This is a genomic window from Vreelandella sp. GE22, assembly GCF_968212445.1.
Map to the genome: position 1 here is coordinate 3,594,235 of NZ_OZ309110.1, position 18,641 is coordinate 3,612,875.

The following is an 18,641-nucleotide window of genomic DNA, read 5'->3' on the forward strand; positions in this document are numbered from 1 at the left end:
GTGTGGTTGGTAGCACGCGCAAACCGGGTGTGGATAACTCAAACCGTCAGGTGCGTCTTGATCAGCTCCTGGGAGAGCTGCCCGATCTCGCCTTTGGCCACCGGGCGGCCGCGGTCCATGATCACGAAGCGGTCGGCGTATTTGCGCGCAAACGGCAGTTTCTGCTCGACGAGCAGCACCGTGAGGCCGTCCTCTTCGATCAGTTGGCGGATCACCTGGCCGATCTGGGCGACGATGTTGGGCTGAATGCCCTCCCCCGGCTCGTCCAGAATCAACAGTTTGGGTTCGATCACCAGCGCCCGGCCGATGGCGAGCTGTTGCTGCTGGCCGCCGGAGAGATCGCCGCCGCGGCGGTGCTTCATCTCCTGGAGCACCGGGAAGAGTTCGAAAATCCGCGCGGGGATCTTCTTCAGCCCGTCGCCGCGGGCGGCCAGGCCCGTACGCAGGTTCTCTTCCACCGTCAGCATCGGGAAAATCTGCCGGCCCTGGGGTACGTAGCCGATGCCCAGCCGGGAGCGCGCCTCGATCGCTTTTTTGGTCAGTTCGATCTCGCCGGTATCGCCGCCCTGGTAACGAAGCTGGCCGCTTTTCACCGCGACCTCGCCCATGATGGCTTTCATCAGCGTGGTCTTGCCCACGCCGTTACGCCCCATTACGCAGGTGCACTGCCCTTTGGGTACCTCGAGATCGAGATCCCAGAGCGTGTGGCTTTCGCCGTAGAACTGGTTGAGTTTGTCGATGGCGAGCATCAGGCGGCCTCCTCGTCGTCGGCACCCAGGTACACCTCGACCACTTTCGGGTCACTGGCGACCTGATCCATGCTGCCCTCAGCCAGCACGCTGCCCTGGTGCAGCACGGTCACCTGGCGGGCGATGGAGCGCACGAAGCCCATGTCGTGCTCGACCACCACCACCGACTGCTTGCCGGCAAGCCCGGTGAGAAGCTCGGCGGTGCGCTCCATCTCCTGCTCGGTCATGCCGGCGACGGGTTCGTCCACCAGCAACAGGCGCGGGCGCTGCATCAAGAGCATGCCGATCTCGAGCCACTGTTTCTGGCCGTGAGAGAGAATGCCCGCCGGCTGAAAACGAAGCTGAGTCAGGCCGATGGTCTCCAGCACTTCGTCGATGCGGTCCTGGATCTCGCCGGTCATGCGCGCGGTCAGTGTGGCCACGATGCGCTTGTCCGCGGCCATGGCGAGCTCCAGGTTCTCGAATACGCTGAGCGCCTCGAACACCGTGGGCTTTTGAAACTTGCGCCCGATGCCGAGGCTCGCGATCTCCGGCTCGTTCATGTTCAAAAGGTTGTGGCGGCTGCCGAACCAAACGCTGCCCTCGGTGGGCCGGGTCTTGCCGGTGATGATATCCATCATGGTGGTCTTGCCCGCCCCGTTGGGGCCGATGATGCAGCGAAGCTCGCCGTCGTCGATGGTCAGGTTCAGCTTGTCGATCGCCTTAAAGCCGTCGAAGCTGACCGTGACGTCTTCCATGTAGAGAATCGGGCCGTGACGCACATCCACCTTTGAGGCCTGCGGCGTCATGAAATCGAACACCCGATCGCGGGCTTTTAGCGACTCTATAAAGCTCATGCGTTCGCCTCCCGGGGCTCACTGGATGAAGGGGTACGCCGCCGCGAAAGATGGGGCAAAAGCCCGGCCACGCCCTTGGGCAGTAGTACGGTGACCAGCACGAACAGCCCACCGAGGGCAAAGAGCCAGGCGTCGGGCATCACGCCGGTGAACACGGTCTTGGCGTAGTTGACCAGAATGGCGCCAATCACCGCGCCATAGAGCGTGGCGCGGCCACCGAGGGCCACCCATAAAACGATCTCGATGGAAAACAGCGGCGCGAACTCGCTTGGATTGATGATGCCGACTTGCGGCACGTAGAGCGCCCCCGCCACACCCGCGAGCATGGCCGAGACCACGAACACGAACAGCTGGAAGCGCTCGACCCGGTAGCCGATGAAGCGCGTACGCGCCTCGGCATCCCGGGTCGCCACGCACACCCGGCCCAGCTTACTGGTGACGATCGCCCGGCAGAGAATATAGCCCAGCGCCAGCGCCACGCCGGAGGCTATAAAGAGCCCGAGGCGCGTATCAGCACTGCGCAGGTTGAAGCCGAGGATCTCGCGGAAATCCGTCAGGCCGTTGTTGCCGCCAAAGCCCATCTCGTTGCGGAAAAACGCCAGCATCAGCGCAAACGTCAGCGCCTGGGTGATGATCGAGAGATACACCCCGGTGACCCGGGAGCGAAACGCCAGGAAGCCGAAGATCAGCGCCAGAAGCCCGGGCGCCAGCACCACCATGGCGAAGGCGAACCAGGCCATGTCGAAGCCGTGCCAGTACCAGGGCAGGCTCTCCCAGTTGAGAAACACCATGAAATCGGGCAGCACCGGGTCGCCGTAGGTGCCGCGCTCACCAATCTGGCGCATCAGGTACATGCCCATGGCGTAGCCGCCGATAGCGAAAAACGCCCCGTGGCCCAGGCTCAAAATACCCAGATACCCCCAGACGAGATCCACCGCCACGGCGAGCAGCGCGTAGCTCAAGTACTTGCCGAACAGGTTCACCGTATAGGCGTTGATATGCAGCGCGTGGCCCCGGGGCAGCGCCACGTGCAGCACGGTGACGATGACGAGGGCCGCCAGCAGCACGCCCAGAAATATTTGGGTTGCACGCTCGCCGAACGGACGGGTGAGCCAGAAGCGGCTCGAGGTTGAATGCAGGCTCATCGCTTAACCCTCCGCCGCGCGGCCCTTCTGGGGGAAGAGTCCCCGCGGGCGCTTTTGAATGAACAGGATGATGAACACGAGCACGATGATCTTGGAAAGCACCGCCCCGGCCCAGGGCTCAAGGACCTGATTGATGACGCCCAGCGAAAGCCCGGCCACCAGCGTCCCCCAAAGATTCCCCACCCCGCCGAACACCACCACCATGAACGAATCGATGATGTAGTTCTGACCGAGGTTCGGCCCCACGTTGGTGAGCTGAGAAAGCGCCACGCCGGCCAGCCCGGCGACACCGGAGCCCAGCGCGAAGGTCATGATATCGACCCGAGTGGCACGAATGCCCATGGAGCGCGCCATGGCACGGTTCTGCGTAACGGCGCGCACCTCGAGCCCCAAGCGCGTGCGGCGCATGACCAACATCAGCCCGGCAAACACCAACAGCGCAAAGCCCATCACGTAAAGGCGGTTGAGCGTGAGCGACAGCGCATCGTTGATCACGAGTGACCCGCTCATCCACTCCGGGGTGATCACCGTGCGGTTCAGCGGCGAAATCACCGTGCGCACCAGCTGCTGGAGGATCAGGCTGATACCGAAGGTGGCCAGCAGCGTTTCCAGCGGGCGGCCCTTCAAAAACTGAATCACGCTGCGCTCGATGGCGATGCCGGCAAGTGCGGCCACCAAAAAGCCTGCCGGTATCGAGAGCACCAGCGCAAGGCCGGGTTGTCCGGGCAGTAGCTGCTGCATCATCCAGGTGGTGTAGGCGCCGAGCATCATCAGCTCGCCGTGGGCCATATTGATCACGCCCATTACCCCAAAGGTGATGGCCAAGCCGATCGCCGCGAGCACCAGTATTGAGCCCAGGCTCAGGCCGAAGTAAAGCGTCTCGACGCCCCGGTTGATCTTGAGGCTCTGCTCGATATTGCCCAGGGCGTTGCGCGCCGCATCGGCCACCGCCGGGTTGTCGCCGCTGGCCGCGCGGTTCAGGGCCACTCGGGCGCGGGGGTGCAGGCTGCCCGAAAGCGCCTCGACGCCGTCCATCTCGCCGTTTTCTGCCTGATAGATCGCCACCGCCTGGGCCAGGCGCATGCTGACGTAGTCGTCGTCGGCTTCAGTGATGACCGTGGCCAGTGTGTCGGCGAGTTCATCATCCACCTCGCCCAGCAGGCGGTCAGCAGAAGTGCGCCGGCGCTCCACGTTGGGCGAGTAGAGATCCACCACGGCGATGGCGCTTCTAAGCTGGTTTCGAAGCGCATTATTGATGCCGATCCGGTCGAGTTCGCGGCGCGACATCTCGCCGAGCGCCTCGCCGGTCAGGGCGTCTTCCACCGGCCAGTTGCGGCCCGAGTTGTCCAGCACCACCACGAAGCGGCCGTCATCCGTGCGCTGCAGGCGGCCATCGAGCAGTGCCTGGAGCCACTCGCGGGCGCGCTCGTCATCGCTTTGCAAAATGGCGGAGATCGCCTCGCCCTTGTCGCGGTAGGAGTCCACATCCAAAGTTTCGAGCAGCGCGTAGCCGGTATCGTCATTAGGCGAGTTGGCGTTGGTTTGCGCCGCGGCACTCGGCAAAAAGCCGGCCAGCAGGCACAGCAGCGCCCAGAAAAGGAAACGCCTCATCGGGTTCTTCCTTTGAGTATGAGTAAGAGATGGCGTGCCCCGGGCCGCCTACGCGGCCCGGGTAAAAGGCGTACTCGAAAACGCTACTCGGCCAGCGCCGCTTCGGCTTCCTCAGCTGCGGTGCTGCCACCGCAGGAGCCGTTGACCACGTTGAAGTTGCCGCACTCCATGGGCTTGCGCCAGTCACTGATCAGGTCGCGAGAGCCGGGCAGGTAATCCGACCAGGCGTCGCCGGCCACCGTGGAGGGCGTCTGCCAAACGATGTCGAACTGGCCGTTGTCCTGCACCTCGCCGATCAGCACCGGCTTGGTGATGTGATGATTGGGCATCATGGCCGCATAGCCGCCGGACAGATTCGGCACGCTCACGCCGATGATCGCGTCCTTGATGGCGTCCACGTCGGTGGTGCCCGCTTTACGTACCGCTTCCGCCCACATGTTGAAGCCAATGTAGTGCGCTTCCATCGGGTCGTTGGTGACCGACTCTTCATCGCCGGTATGCTCGATCCAGGCGTCGATGAAGTCATAGTTTTCGTCGGTGTCCACGCTCATGAAGTAGTTCCACGCGGCCAGGTGGCCGACCAGCGGGCCGGTGTCGATACCGGAAAGCTCCTGCTCGCCCACCGAAAAGGCGATGACCGGGATGTCCGCGGCGTCGATACCCTGGTTGGCAAGCTCGCGGTAGAACGGCACGTTGGCGTCGCCGTTGATGGTGGAGACCACCGCGGTGGGCTTGCCCTCTTCGCCGAAGCGGCGGATCTCGGAGACGATGTTCTGCCAGTCCGAATGGCCGAAGGGCGTGTAGTCGACCATGATGTCTTCATCCGCGATGCCATGTTCGTCCTTCAAGAAGGCTTCGAGAATACGGTTGGTGGTACGCGGGTAAACGTAGTCGGTGCCGATCAGCGCAAAGCGCTCGATGCCCACTTCGTTGATCAGGTACTCGACGGCGGGAATTGCCTGCTGGTTGGGGGCCGCACCGGTGTAGAAGACGTTCTCCGAGGACTCCTCGCCTTCGTACTGCACCGGGTAGAAGAGCAGGCCATTGAGCTCCTCGACCACCGGCAGCACCGCCTTGCGCGAAACCGAGGTCCAGTTGCCGAAAATGACGTCCACCTCTTCCTGGGCGAGCAGCTCCCGGGCGCGCTCGGCGAACAGCGGCCAGTTGGAAGCCGGGTCGACCACTACGGCCTCAAGATCCCGGCCCAGCAGCCCGCCCGCGTCGTTTTGCTGCTGGATGAGCATCTCGACAGTGTCTTTCAACGTCGACTCGCTGATCGCCATGGTGCCGGAAAGCGAGTGGAGAATACCGACCTTGATCGGGTCGTTACTCTCCTGGGCCACGGCCTGGGCGCCGGCGCCCATGACGGCGGCAGCCAGTAGAGAGGTCATGAAACGGCGGGAAAGAGGATGCGTTAGCTTGGCCACTTGGATCTCCTTGCGCCCTTTGGGGAGGGCTCGTTATTTGAGCGGCGGGCCTTGTGGTGAAAACCCGCGAGGTATCGCTTATAACGATTGCAAGGTGTGCGCCAATGTGGGCCACGCCAACCAAAAATCATTTATATCAAAGAGCTAAATGTGACAAACCACGTTTCTGAGAGCGCGTTCGCACCAGCGCGGCGCGGCGTCGTTGAAAAACTGCACTCTCGATATGCACCAAAACGAGCGCCTGCACCACAAGGACTCAATGGGCCATACCCCGAGAACACGCATAAAAAAAGCGCCCGAAGCGGGCGCTCAAAAGGGGAAAACTCGATTACGCCGCGCGCTTGCGGCGCTTTTTGAGTAGCGGCAGCAAAAGCGACAAAAGCGCGATGGCGAGCAGCGAGAGCGAAATGGGCTTCTCGACGAAGGTCATCCAGTCGCCGCCGGAGATCTGCAGCGCCCGACGCATGGACTCCTCCATGATATTGCCCAGAATCAGCGCAAGAATCAGTGGCGCGGCGGGAAAGCCGAACAGCCGCATGCCAAGACCCAGCAGGCCAAATCCGAGCAGCAGCAGTAGATCGAACACGCTGAAGCTCATGCCGTACACGCCGATCATGCAAAATATCAGAATCAGCGAGAGCAGCATCGCCCGGGGTAGATCGAGTATCTTGGCGATCAAGGGAATCAGCGGCAGGTTGAGCACCAGCAAGAAGATGTTGCCCACGTACATACTCGCCACCACGCCCCAGAACACGTCCGGGCGCTGTTCGAGCATCATCGGACCCGGAGTGACGCCCATGACCAGAAGCGCGCCCAGCAGCACCGCCGTGGTGCCGGAGCCGGGGACACCCAGGGTCAAAAGCGGTACGAAGGAGCCGGTACAGGCGGCGTTGTTGGCCGCTTCCGGCGCGGCTACGCCCTTGATGTTGCCCTTGCCGAAGGTATCGCCGTCTTTGGCGATGCGTTTTTCCATGCTATAGCCCAAAAACGAGCCGATCGTGGCGCCCGCGCCCGGCAGCACGCCGGTGAAAAAGCCCAGCACCGAGCTTCGGCTAACCGGCCCGGCGATCTGCCCCACTTCCGAGCGGGTAAGCTTGAGCGAGCCGATGGCGTTACGCGGCGCTTCCTTGCCACCGCCGCCGCGCAGCAGCATGTAGAACACCTCGGCCAGGGCGAAGATACCCAGCGCCACCACCAGGAAATCGATGCCGTCGAGCAACTGCGCCGAGCCAAAGGTGAAGCGCTCGGTGCCGGTTTGCATGTCGATGCCCACGATCGAGATCATCACCCCCACCACGGCGGCGATCAGGCCTTTCACCAGGGATTTGTCCGAAAGCGAGACTACCGCGGTCAGCCCCAGCACCATCAGCGCGAAGTACTCCGCCGGGCCGAAGCTCACCGCCACTTTGGACAGAAGCGGCGCCACCAACATCAGAAAGACCACCGAGACCGTACCGCCCACGAACGACGAATAGGCGGCAATCGCCAGCGCCTTGCCCGCCAGCCCCTGCTTGGCCAAGGGGTAGCCATCGAAGGAGGTGGCCACGGTGCCCGCGACCCCCGGGGCGTTCAAGAGGATCGACGAGGTCGAGCCGCCGAAGATGGCGCCGTAGTACACCCCGGCCATCAGGATCAGCCCCGAGGAGGGTTCCATCGAGAAGGTGATCGGAATCATCAGCGCCAGCGCGCTGATCGGCCCCAGGCCCGGTAGCATGCCGATGATGGTACCGGCAAACACACCGGCGAAAACGTAGGCGATATTGATCGGCTCGAGCGCGATGCCAAAGCCGTACATGAGATTGTTCAAGGCATCCATGGGCGTGTCTCTCGTTAGCAGCGTTTAGACGACGGCGCTTAAATCGGCAGTATGCCGGTGGGCAGGTAGACGTCCATCACCCGCGTCATCAACAGATAAAGCCCCAGCACCACCGCCAGCGACACCGCCAGGTTCACCCCATGACGGCGGTAGCCGTAGTAGGCGGTTAGGCCCACGCACAAAAGCAGTGAGGCCACCACGAAACCCAGCGGCACGAGCAGCAGCGCGTAGGCGGCGATCGCCACCGAGGTCACGATCACTCTGGCCCAGGGTTTCAGCAGCAACGGGCCTCGTTCGGCCTCTTCATCGATCTCGTCGCTGCCGGCAATCGGCGCCGGCTTTTCGAAAAACAGAAACCCGGCCAGCAGCAGCAGTGTCATGCCAAGCGCTTTGGGAAACAGGTCCGAGTCGACCGGGCGCGGCAACGGAAACGTCGGCACCTGCCAGGCCATGGCCAGATACGCTGCCGCGAACACGGCAAGCACGAGGGCCAGCCACTGATTGGTGTTTAATCGCGTCATGAGGAGTCTCTTTCAAAAGAAGGGCCGCGAAGGTAGGGCTAGCGCCCGCCTCTCAGGCCAGCGTTTCAGGCACACGACCCCGGCGGCCCATGCGGCCACCAGGGTCGTAACGCGACGGCCGTTTTACTGGCGCAGAAGGCCCAGGTCGCTTAGCACGCTGCTGAACTGCTCCTGCTGCGCGTCCAGGAAGTCACCGAACTCGTCGCTGTCCTGGTAGGCGTCGATCCAGCCGAGCTGATCCCGGGCTTCTTGCCAGCCGTCGGTCTCGAGCATCTCGGCGAAGAGCTCTTCGTAGTAGGCGACCGCCTCTTCGGGCATATCCGGGGTACCCATCACGCCGCGCCAGATATCGAAGGTGTAGTCCACACCCTGTTCCTGGTAGGTGGGTACATCGGCAAGCCCGCCGCCCAGGCGCTCCGGCGAAGAAACGCCGAGGGCACGCAGTTGGCTACCTTCACCCAACTGGCCAACGGATTCGCCGGCACCGGTGATCACCGCTTCGACGTGACCGCCCATCAGGTTGGTCATGGCGTCGCCGCCGCCGGAAAAGGGGATGTAGTTGACGCTGGAGGCGTCGAGCCCCGCCGCCGAGGCCACGCCCGCCATGGAGATATGATCCATCGAGCCCGGCGCACTGCCGCCGCCCACACTCAGGTTGGGATTCTCTTCAAGCGCTGCGAACAGGTCGTTGAGGTCCTGATACTCGGAATCCTCGGCCACCAAAATGATCGAGTAGTCGGTGATCAGCCGCGCCACCGGGGTGAAGTCGGTGTGGTCGTAGCGCGAGGCGCCGGCCAGCGGCACCAAAATGATGGGCGGGCTGGTGGCGAAGAGCTTGTGGGGGTTGCCGTCGTCGCGGGCGATCTGCGCCCAGGCAACCGCCCCGCCGCCGCCGGGAACGTTGATAGCGGCGTAGTTCTCGTCCGCCAGGCCTTCCTGTTGGATGACGCGAGACACCGTACGTACCAGGGTATCCCAGCCGCCGCCCGGGTTGGCGGGGGCGATGAATTCGACGGATTTACTCGGCGTCCACTCCTGAGCCTGAGCGGAGGACCCCGCGGCGGCCAGCAGGGCAGCGGGCAGGGCCAGCAGAGCGAGACGCTTTAAGGGCGTGGCCTTTAAAAACAGAGTCATGGCGTTCTCCACGTGTCGGTGTTGTTATGATCTATACGTCGCGAACGTTAGAAGACCCAGGCGGGCCGAAACAAGCTTGTGGTCATAAACGCTAAAAAATTCTTTGTGGGCATTTTGTTCATTTTGTTCACGCCCGATAACCGATGCCTTGGAAGATGGACCGCTTCAGGATAGCGCGGTGGTATCCAGGAGCCGGTAGCGCCGCTCCGGGCGCCCCACATCGCCGTAGCCCAGCTCGGCGACGACGCGCTGCTCGGCGACCAGAAATTCCAGATAGCGCCGCGCCGTCGAGCGGCTAGCACCCAAGGCGTGGGCGACCTGCACCGCGGTCAGCGCCGAGGCATCCGCGGCCAGCGCGGCCACGACGCGATCCAGCGTCAACCGGTCGATGCCCTTGGGCAGCGCCTGGGGCTCGGCTTTATGAGCGCTTTCGGGCGTGAGCCTGGCCAGCACCTGGTCCAGCTCCCATTGGTTCATCTCCCCGCGGCTCGCCATGGCTTCACGCTCGCGGCGAAAGCGAGTCAGCATCCGGGTCATCCGCGAGGCCTCAATGGGTTTGATCAAATAGTCGAATACGCCGCCGCGCAGCGCCTCGGAAATCGTCTCCACCTCTTTGGCCGCGGTCACCATGACGATATCCACGCGGGTGTAGTGCCGGCGAATGGTCCATAGAAGCTCCAGCCCCTCGACATCGGGCAGGTAGGCATCCAATAGCACCAGATGAATCGAATCCGACCGGGCGTCGAGCAGCGCCTTCGCTTCCCGGGCCGTGCGCGCGGAGCCGGCCACGTAAAACCCGTCGCTCTGTTCGATGAAGGCCTGGTGGATATCGGCGATGCGAAAGTCGTCTTCGACGACCAGAATGCCGTACTGCGTATTAGTCATGCCGTGTCCCCTTCGGCGTTATCTTGTTATCACTCGACGCGCCCCTCAAGGCGCGGTACTGCAAAGCGAGCGATCCAGCACCGCGATAAAGCACGCCCCGCCCAGCTCGCTCTCTTCCAGCGTGACCGCCCCACCGTTTTGGCGGCAAAGCCTGGCCACTAGGGCAAGCCCAATGCCCCGGTGGCTGCCGCTCTTGGTCGAAAAACCCTCATCAAAAATGGTGCTCGCGTGCTCGGGTGCCACACCGGCGCCGTTATCTTCCACCTCGATCAGTAACTGCTCGCCCAAATCCGTGAAAAAAAGCCGCACGGTCGGCGTACTCGCCAGGGGCCCATTGAGCGCGGCAAAGCAGGCGTTGTCGAGCAGATTGCCGACCACGCTCATCATCACTTCCTGGCCGCTTGGCGTAAGCGGCTGAGAGAGCGAGCTTTGCTCGTCGATTTCGAGCGCAACGCCAAGCTCGCGGGCCCGGGTCAGCTTGCCCAAAAGCGTACCGCTTAGCACCGTATCGGCGACATGGGCTATCAAAAAACTCATTTGCGCTTGCGCGCGCTCGGTCTCCTGATGAATCAGCTTGAGCGCCTCCTGGGTGCGCTCGAGCTGCAAAAGCCCGGAGATGGTATAGAGCTTGTTGGAGAACTCATGGGCCTGGGCGCGCAGCATGTCCACATCGCGGCTTGCCTGGGTCAGCGCCTGGGAAAGGTCGATGATTTCCCGCCGGCTCCTAAAGGTCGCAACCGCGCCTTCGATGTCGTCACCGTCGAGAATCGGCACGCGATTGACCACCACCGGATGATCGCCAAGCCACATCTGCTGATCGAACTCCTGCTCGCCGTTTTTGAGCACTTCAAGCAGCCGGGAATTCGGGACGACTTCGCGAATCGGCTGGCCCAGCAGCACATGGTCGTCGGGAAGCTTTAGAAAGCGGCGCGCCTGCTGGTTGACCAGCGTGATATGACCTTCCCGGTTGACCGCCAAAATGCCCTCGTGGATGGACTGCAGGATGGCCTCTTTTTCGATTGCGATGCGCGCAATCTCGTAGGGTTCGAGCCCCAAAATCACTTTTTTGAGATGCTGGGAAAGCCAGTAGGCACCGGCAAAGCCGAGCAAAATCATCAGCGCCACCAGCACCCAGCTCAGGGTGGTATAGCGCGCGGCGTCCAGGGCCACTCGGTCGGTCATGAACCCCACCGACACCAGGCCGATGATATTGCCCTCGTTATCCCAGATGGGCGCCTTGCCGCGCATCGCCGTGCCCAGCGTCCCCGTGGCTTCGGAAATGTACGACTGCCCGTAGATCAGCGCCTGTTCGTTGTCGCCGCCGACCATGCGCTGGCCCAGGCGCTCGACCACCGGGTGGGAATAGCGAATCGAGCGGGCGTTGCCTACCACCACGTAGCGCGCGCCGGTCTCCTGGCGCACGCGCTCGGCCAGCGGCTGGATGATGCCCGCCGGGTCCGGCGCGGCGAAGGCCTCGACGATACTCGGCATCCCCGCCACGGTTTTCGCGACGGCCAGCGCCCGCTCGCCCATCTGCTGGGTGACGATATCGGTCTTGCGATGGTTGAGGTAGGCGCCCTGGGCCAGCAGCATCCCGGCCAGCAAAAACCCCACCAGCAGCATCACCTGCAGGCGGAAACTGCGTTTATACCAACGGCGCCTGGAACGCGGCCGCCGGGCGGGATTGAGATCGGCAAGCGAGCGGGGCCGGGAAGTCGTCATAAGGGGAACTCAACGTGCGCGGTGGCGTCATTATGGCACGCAGCGCGAAGCCACGGTAACCTATGGCGCTTTTGCCTACCCGAGCGCTGGCTCGCTTTCGTCAATTTCAGGGAAAAAAGCTAACGTGCTTACTTTATTAAGAAGCAGTGTGCTGGTGAGTTGGCCGCTTTTTGCAGGCGTGGCGATGGCTAATCCGTTCTACGCCCCGCCGCCGCCGGAAGAGGCTTCGCCGAATTTCACCGGCGATGCCGAGCTTGGTTTCACCCATCTTTCGGGCAATACCGACAGCCAGACCCTGATCGGCAAGACGCGCCTGACCTGGCTGACCGGGGATCTGACCCATTCGCTGCGCGGCGAGGTGCGCAACGTCACCAAGGACGGCGAAACCAGTGCCGAGCAGTACCTGCTGGCCGGGCGCGAGCGCTTCGATTTCAACGGCCCGCACTATCTTTTTGGCTTTGCTCGCTGGGAGAAGGACCGCTTTGCCGGCTACGACCAGCAGCTCTCGGTGATCGGCGGCTACGGCCGTCAACTGCTATCCGGCGAACCCCATTCGCTTTCGCTGGAGGCGGGGCCTGGCTACCGCGACGACCGGCTGCGCGACAACGATAACGAGCGCCTGGCGGTGGCCTACAGCGCGCTGGCCTACCGCTATGGGTTTTCCGAGTACACCGAGTTCGAGCAGGAGATGTCCGTCGAGTACACCGACTCCAACACCACCTCGCGCTCGTTTACCTCGCTGACCGCTCGGGTGAGTGCGCGCATCTCCATGCGCCTATCCCACGAGATCAAACACAACTCAGAGCCGCCGGAAGATGCCAGCGAGCGCACCGACAACACCACCAGCGCCTCGCTTTTGTACCGCTGGTAGCGCTCTATCCTCCAAGAGCCGCTTCTACGGGCCACGACGGCCTTATTGACCGCGGTGCGCCCAGCCGGTCATGCGCTTTTCAAGCACCGCGAAGAGCTCGTACATCACCATGGCCATGGCGCTGATCACGATCAACCCGGCAAACACCAGCCCCATGCGCATCTGCGAGCCCGCGCTCATCATCAGGTAGCCGATGCCCTGGTTCGAGGCCACGGTCTCCGAGACCACCGTGCCCACGAAGGCCAGGGTGATCGCCACTTTCAGCGAAGCGAAAAAATAGGGCAGCGAGCGCGGCAGGCCGACTTTCAAGAGCACATCCATGCGCCGGGCGCCCAGCACCCGCAGCACGTCCTCCATTTCCGGCTCCAGGGTCGCAAGACCGGTGGCCACGTTGACCACGATGGGGAAAAAGCAGATCAAGAATGCGGTCAGAATCGCCGGCACGGAGCCGATGCCGAACCACACCACCAGAATGGGCACGAAGGCCACCTTGGGAATGGCGTTGAAGCCGACCAGCAGCGGGTAGCAGGCATTATACAAAAAGCGCGACGAGCCAATGATGAAGCCAAGCGTGAGCCCCACAGCCACGCCCAGGCCAAAACCGATCAGGGTGGTCCAGAAGGTTTGCCAAGAGTGGACGCCGATGGGCCCGGCGTAGTCGATGAGCGCTTGGCCGGTGTCCAGGGCGCTGGGGAAGATGAAGCTGGGCACATCGAAAAGCCGTACGGTGACTTCCCACACCACAATCAGTACCAGTACAGCGATCCAGGGCGCCAGGCGTTCGGCGGTTTTACTCGGTCGTTTCATAGAAGAGCCTTAAGTTGCGCGCACATCGCCGATCCGGCCGCGCAGTTCGTGCACCAGATCGATAAAGGGCTTCTCGTAAGTGGATTCGATCGAGCGCGGGCGAGGCAGATCGATCGCGCGTTTTTCGATCACCCGGCCCGGGCGCGGGCTCATCACGTACACCGTATCCGCCAGAAACGCCGCCTCACGCAGATCATGGGTGACCAGCACCACGGTGAAGCGCTGCGCCTCCCATAAATCGCGCAGTACGCACCAGAGCTCCTCCCGGGTGAAGGCGTCCAGCGCCCCGAAGGGCTCATCGAGCATCAAAAGACGCGGCTGGTGAATCAGCGCCCGGCAAATCGAGGCGCGTTGCTGCATACCGCCGGAGAGCTGCCAGGGATATTGGTCCTCAAAATCGGCCAGGCCCACGGTCTCGAGAAGCTTGCGCGCCCAGCCGACGAACTCCTCGCGGCGTTTGCGAAACTGGTGGCGGTAGGGTTTGACGATCTCCAGCGGCAGAAGCACGTTATCGAGCGTGGTGCGCCAGGGCAGCAGGTTGGCGTTTTGAAACGCCATGCCCGATATCTTGAGCGGCCCGGTCACGGCGCTGCCATCCACGCTTATCGCGCCGCTGGTGGGCGCGTGAAGCCCGGTACAGAGCTTCATGAAGGTCGATTTACCGCACCCCGATGGCCCCACGAAGGCGACGAACTCGCCCTCAGAGATATCCAGATCGATGGCTTCGATGGCGTTATCCACCCCGTCATAAGAGAGGCTGACGTCATCGAAACGGACGAACGCTTCCGACATTACTCGGCCTCCAGCCACATCCGCTCATCGACCGGCGGCAGGTAACGCGAGGTAAAGACCTGCTCATTGGTCGGCGTCGAGGGCAGCTCGAACGCCTCGGCGACCAGCGCAATGGCCTGCTCCAGACGCTCGCCGTCCACATCGCCGACGCCGTTTTCGCGGGCATCCGCCGTATCGACTACGCTATCGAGCGCCAATTTGAGCCGACGCGTTTCCATCTTGACGTCGATCAAGCCGTCGCGGTTTTGCACGTATTGGATGGCCGCTTTCGGGTCGTCCATGGTTTCTTGCAGGGCGCGGTTGAAAGCGCGCAGAAAGCCCTCGACCGCCTCCGGGTGCTCCTCGGCGAACTCCTGGCTTGCGATGATGGCGTTGCCGTAAAGCGGCACCCCGTACTCCGGGAAGGGCATGATGGTCAGCTCCTCCTCAGCCAGGCCGCGCTCCTCCAGGTTCAAGAGGCTGGTAAAGTAAAAGCCGGTGATCGCATCGACATCGCCCCGGGTGAGCAGCGTTTCCCGTAGGGTCGGGTCGACGTTTTGCCACTCGACCGCGTCAGACTCGAGGTCGTTGGCGCTGGCAAAGATCGGCCAGGCGCGGTAGCCGGTATCGAAGGCGGGGGCGGCGATGGTTTTACCGTCCAAATCCTTTGGTGTTTCGATGCCGCTGTCCTTGCGCGCGAAGACCGCCGCCGGCGTGCCGTCGTAGACGATATAGACGCCCTGAATGCCCGGGCCCTCCGGATTCTCGGCGAGAAATTCGATCAGCGCGTTGAGATCGCCAAAGCCCATTTCGTAGGCCCCGGAGGCGACCCGGTTGATCGCCCCGGCGGAACCGCTGCCCGAGTCGATCTGAACGTCCAGGCCTTCATCGGTGAAATAGCCCTTCTCCTCGGCCATCAAAAAAGGCGCCGCCGGGCCCTCGAAGCGCCAATCCAGTTGAAAGCGAATGGGCGTGTCGGCCATGGCCGAGGCGGGCAGCAGCAAAAGCGCGGCAACGCCCGCCCAACGCGGCGAAAAAGCATCTTTGTGTGTCTGAAGGGGGAAGAAACAGCAAGCCATGGTGAGCACCTTGTATACAATCAAACGAGTCCTGAGCTCTGCAGCAACGCTGCCATTATTTGGCTTGCTCATTAAAATCAGGCAGTTAAACGAGGCCTTTCAAAAAGTCGCTCATCCTTATTGCACCAAAAAGGTGCTGATGAAATTATTTATCGCACCAATGCAAAACACGTTAGACTTTGGTCTACACCGCTTGTATACTAAGCGCTGTTTCCTGTCCTCGCGCCATTTCCCCAATGGCGCTTTTTTTTATCCAGATTTTGCCAACGTTCTACGCAAAACAAACGGCTTTCTCTCGTCCCACCAAAGGTGTTCTTCTTGATGAATAAACCGGCTCACGACGGTGAAAGCCGCAAGCGTTCTACGCTAGGCGATCCCATCGTATTAATCCTAAGTATCGGATTTATCGTACTTTTTCTAGCGCTCTCCTTTTACGACCTGGACCTGGTCGCCGATTCGATCAGCCTGGGCTTTGCCTGGAGCGCGCTGACCTTCGGCACCTACTTCCAGTTTTTGATGCTGGTGACGTTCTTCATTGCCATCGGCCTTGCGCTGACCCCGGCGGGTAAAGCCAAGATCGGCAATCTGGATGCACCAGAGTTGAGCACGTTCAAGTGGCTTTCGATCATCCTCTGCACGCTGTTGGCCGGCGGAGGCGTCTTTTTTGCCGCTGGCGAGCCGATCTACCACTTCGTGGTCGTGCCGCCCGCCTTCGATACCGAGCCCGGCGTTGCCGCGGCGGTGCCCGGGGCGCTGGCCCAGTCGTTTACCCACTGGGGGTTCGTCGGCTGGGCGATTTTGGGCTCGCTCACCGCGATCGTGTTGGCCCACGCCCACTACGTCAAAGGCCAGCCGCTTCAGCCGCGCACCCTGCTCTACCCGGTTTTTGGTGAGCGCCTGATGCGCGGCCCGCTGGGCGGAGTCGTGGATACCTGCTGCGTGCTGGCCGTGGTGGCGGGTACCGTGGGGCCGGTCGGCTTTCTGGCGACCCAGTTCAGCTATGGGCTGCAGGATCTGTTCGGGCTGCCCAATAACTTCGTCACGCGGCTTATCATACTCGGTACGCTCGCGGTGGTGTACGTGCTCTCCTCGGTGAGCGGGGTGCACAAGGGCATGCAGTTCCTGAGCCGCTTCAACGTCATGCTGGCGCTGGCCATCGGTGGGGTCATCTTTTTGTTCGGTCCGACGCTTTTTCTGTTCAACAGCTACTTTGCCGGTATGGGCACGTACCTGGGCGACTTCTTCAAGATGGTCACCACGACCGCGGAAACCGCCCCGGCGGATTGGATGCAGTGGTGGATCGTTTTCTTCTATGCCTGGTTCATCGCCTTTGCGCCCTTGATGGCGATTTTCGTGGCGCGGATCTCGCGTGGACGCACCATCCGCGAGATGATTCTGGCCGTCGCGGTCATCGCGCCCATCGCCACCACGGTCTGGTTCACACTACTGGGCGGCTCGGGCATTTATTACCAGCTAACCGGCGCGATCGACCTGACCGAAGCCCTACAAGGCTTCCAGTTCGACATTGCCACGCTCACGGTGGCCCAGGCGCTACCCGGCGGCACCTGGATGGCCCTGGCGATCCTGCTGCTGACCACCATCTTCGTGGCCACCACCGGCGACTCCATGAGTTACGCCATCGCCATGGTCGGCGCGGGCCACGACGAACCCAGCCGCTTTCTGCGGGCGTTCTGGGGCGTCATCATGGCGGTCATGGCAGCGGTGCTACTGGCGATGCGTGAAGGCCAGATCGCCGCGCTCCAGCAGTTCATCGTGATCACCGCGGTGCCGGTATCGCTGATTTTGCTTCCCTCGCTCTGGAACGGCCCCCAGGCGGCCTACGCCATGGCGCGCGAGCAGGGCATCATCGACTAGCCACCCCGCCCAATCAGGACTTTAGCGCGCGCACTACCGCCTGCATGGAGGCCCGTTCACGCTCGGCGTAAAGCGCCAGTTCGTCGATGACCGGCGCCCCGAGCGCCTCTTCGAACGCCTGGCGGTTGGCGTTACCGGCATAGGCCGCGTTTTCGCCACCGCCCAGGTTGGATTGAAAGATGCCCGCCGCACTCACCGGTAGAAAGTCCTCGTAGGTGATCGGTTGGGCCTCGACCAGCCCCTGATGAATCAGCGTTTCGATATCGCCACTGTGCTGGCCGCTGGCCGCCCGGCCTGCGTCGGTCAGGCGGTAGTGGAAGTAACCCAACCCTTCACGGCGCATTTCCTCGAAGCTATCGGGCATCGTTTCAAACGCTTGGCTCATCACTGCCTGGTAGGCGTTATTGTCCAACCCCTGAGCCCGCGTGCGGCCTTCGCTCAAAAGCTGGTCGTACAGCGCCCGACCCTTGGGCGTCAGGGCCATGCCGCGCTGTTCGATTTCACCAAAGCGGGCGGTGTGTTTGCCCTCGGTAGCACCGCTAAAGCGGATCGACTCTTCCAGCGCTTTAAAACTGGTTTGCCGCAGCAAGACGGGGCACGCCCGCGGCGGCGGCCCTTCGATCACTGCCTTTGGATTCATGCCTTCATGGGGCATGCGCCGCTGCACCTCGTCGATATCCAGCGTGCGCGGCGTCAGGTGGTTGATGTGCGGGCCGTGAAAGCAGACGACATCGGCAATCAAGCGGTGCTCATCGTGAAGGGCCTGGTAGGTGTCCAAATCGACCGTGCTTTCCTGATGCCAACGGAAAGTATCCAGTGCCTCGGTCACGAAGGCCTCAGCCTCTTCCTCGCTCAAACCGCCCTGGGTTTCGAAACGCTCGATCAACGCCCGCGCTTTGGGGGTAAAGATATCCCGCTCGGCCAGAATCGCCTCGGCGCGGGCTCTGAGCGTATCGCTTTCGATCAGTTCCATGCGCAAAAGCGAGGTAAAGACGCGAAAGGGGTTACGGGCCAGGGCAGCATCGTCGACGGGGCGAAAGGCGGTGGAGTGCACCGGCACCCCCGCTTCAGAGAGATCGTAGTAGCCCACCGGGTGCATACCCATCACGGCAAACAAGCGGCCGAGCATGGCCAACTCGTCGGCGGTGCCTACGCGAATGGCGCCATGGCGCTCGACGCTTAGCCGGGTCAGCTCGTCCTGGGCTTGTAAACGCCGGCGAAGTCTCGGCTGGCACTCGAGCGTCTCCTTGTTGACCTGATCGACCAGCCTCAGGAGCGTGCCGTACTGTGGCACCTCCGCTTGGTACATGGCCGACATCGCCCTGGAGAAACGGTCGCGAACCTCATCGGTGGATAGAAACGAGCTTTGAGCCATGGCGCTGCCTCACTTTG

16 protein-coding genes are annotated in these 18,641 nt (G+C 62.4%); 2 read left to right on the forward strand and 14 right to left on the reverse strand.

All coding sequences use genetic code 11. The features are described 5' to 3' along the window. Nucleotides 1-38 precede the first annotated feature (38 nt). The 10 genes from urtE to ACWHRL_RS16930 form a co-directional block, all read right to left on the reverse strand. Nucleotides 39-749, reverse strand: coding sequence for an urea ABC transporter ATP-binding subunit UrtE (urtE, locus tag ACWHRL_RS16885; RefSeq protein WP_447894577.1), 711 nt, complete (start codon nucleotides 747-749; stop codon nucleotides 39-41). Continuing rightward, nucleotides 749-1,585 carry an urea ABC transporter ATP-binding protein UrtD gene (urtD, locus tag ACWHRL_RS16890; RefSeq protein ID WP_447894578.1) on the reverse strand — a complete coding sequence of 279 codons (837 nt, stop codon included), beginning with the start codon at nucleotides 1,583-1,585 and terminating at the stop codon, nucleotides 749-751. The genes urtE and urtD overlap by 1 nt, the downstream gene beginning before the upstream one ends. Continuing rightward, entirely contained in the window at nucleotides 1,582-2,730 is a 1,149-nt protein-coding gene (urtC, locus tag ACWHRL_RS16895) for an urea ABC transporter permease subunit UrtC (protein ID WP_447894579.1), read from the reverse strand. The genes urtD and urtC overlap by 4 nt, the downstream gene beginning before the upstream one ends. A gap of 3 nt (nucleotides 2,731-2,733) precedes the next feature. Then, entirely contained in the window at nucleotides 2,734-4,341 is a 1,608-nt protein-coding gene (gene urtB, locus ACWHRL_RS16900; protein WP_447894580.1) for an urea ABC transporter permease subunit UrtB, read from the reverse strand. 83 nt (nucleotides 4,342-4,424) lie between these two features. Next, nucleotides 4,425-5,732 carry an urea ABC transporter substrate-binding protein gene (gene urtA / locus ACWHRL_RS16905; RefSeq protein WP_447896193.1) on the reverse strand — a complete coding sequence of 436 codons (1,308 nt, stop codon included), beginning with the start codon at nucleotides 5,730-5,732 and terminating at the stop codon, nucleotides 4,425-4,427. Nucleotides 5,733-6,096: 364 nt separating this feature from the next. Further along, nucleotides 6,097-7,584: a tripartite tricarboxylate transporter permease gene (locus ACWHRL_RS16910; RefSeq protein ID WP_447530224.1), complete on the reverse strand. Its 1,488-nt coding sequence runs from the start codon at nucleotides 7,582-7,584 to the stop codon at nucleotides 6,097-6,099. 38 nt (nucleotides 7,585-7,622) lie between these two features. After that, complete coding sequence (locus ACWHRL_RS16915) at nucleotides 7,623-8,105, reverse strand: tripartite tricarboxylate transporter TctB family protein (RefSeq protein ID WP_447894581.1); 483 nt, start codon at nucleotides 8,103-8,105, stop codon at nucleotides 7,623-7,625. Nucleotides 8,106-8,228: 123 nt separating this feature from the next. Beyond that, entirely contained in the window at nucleotides 8,229-9,239 is a 1,011-nt protein-coding gene (locus ACWHRL_RS16920; protein WP_447530226.1) for a tripartite tricarboxylate transporter substrate binding protein, read from the reverse strand. 165 nt (nucleotides 9,240-9,404) lie between these two features. After that, a complete protein-coding gene (locus ACWHRL_RS16925) occupies nucleotides 9,405-10,124 on the reverse strand; it encodes a response regulator (protein ID WP_447530227.1) in 720 nt (239 codons plus the stop codon). A 45-nt stretch (nucleotides 10,125-10,169) separates the two neighbouring features. Further along, nucleotides 10,170-11,846, reverse strand: coding sequence for an ATP-binding protein (locus ACWHRL_RS16930; protein WP_447894582.1), 1,677 nt, complete (start codon nucleotides 11,844-11,846; stop codon nucleotides 10,170-10,172). Between the two features lie 184 nt (nucleotides 11,847-12,030). On the opposite strand from ACWHRL_RS16930, the gene ACWHRL_RS16935 reads away from it, so the two are divergent. Continuing rightward, nucleotides 12,031-12,717, forward strand: a complete 687-nt coding sequence (locus ACWHRL_RS16935; RefSeq protein ID WP_447530557.1) for a DUF481 domain-containing protein — start codon at nucleotides 12,031-12,033, stop codon at nucleotides 12,715-12,717. A gap of 42 nt (nucleotides 12,718-12,759) precedes the next feature. Here the strand turns inward: ACWHRL_RS16935 and ACWHRL_RS16940 are convergent, their stop codons facing one another. From ACWHRL_RS16940 to ACWHRL_RS16950, 3 genes are read right to left on the reverse strand one after another with little or no spacing between them, the layout of a single operon-like run. Next, nucleotides 12,760-13,524, reverse strand: a complete 765-nt coding sequence (locus tag ACWHRL_RS16940; RefSeq protein WP_447894583.1) for an ABC transporter permease — start codon at nucleotides 13,522-13,524, stop codon at nucleotides 12,760-12,762. A 9-nt stretch (nucleotides 13,525-13,533) separates the two neighbouring features. Further along, a complete protein-coding gene (locus tag ACWHRL_RS16945; protein WP_447894584.1) occupies nucleotides 13,534-14,316 on the reverse strand; it encodes an ABC transporter ATP-binding protein in 783 nt (260 codons plus the stop codon). Beyond that, entirely contained in the window at nucleotides 14,316-15,374 is a 1,059-nt protein-coding gene (locus ACWHRL_RS16950; RefSeq protein ID WP_447894585.1) for an ABC transporter substrate-binding protein, read from the reverse strand. The genes ACWHRL_RS16945 and ACWHRL_RS16950 overlap by 1 nt, the downstream gene beginning before the upstream one ends. A 321-nt stretch (nucleotides 15,375-15,695) precedes the next feature. On the opposite strand from ACWHRL_RS16950, the gene ACWHRL_RS16955 reads away from it, so the two are divergent. After that, nucleotides 15,696-17,249, forward strand: coding sequence for a BCCT family transporter (locus tag ACWHRL_RS16955; RefSeq protein ID WP_447894586.1), 1,554 nt, complete (start codon nucleotides 15,696-15,698; stop codon nucleotides 17,247-17,249). 13 nt (nucleotides 17,250-17,262) lie between these two features. On the opposite strand, the gene hglS is transcribed toward ACWHRL_RS16955, so the two are convergent. Further along, nucleotides 17,263-18,624, reverse strand: coding sequence for a 2-oxoadipate dioxygenase/decarboxylase HglS (gene hglS, locus ACWHRL_RS16960; RefSeq protein WP_447894587.1), 1,362 nt, complete (start codon nucleotides 18,622-18,624; stop codon nucleotides 17,263-17,265). Nucleotides 18,625-18,641 lie beyond the last annotated feature (17 nt).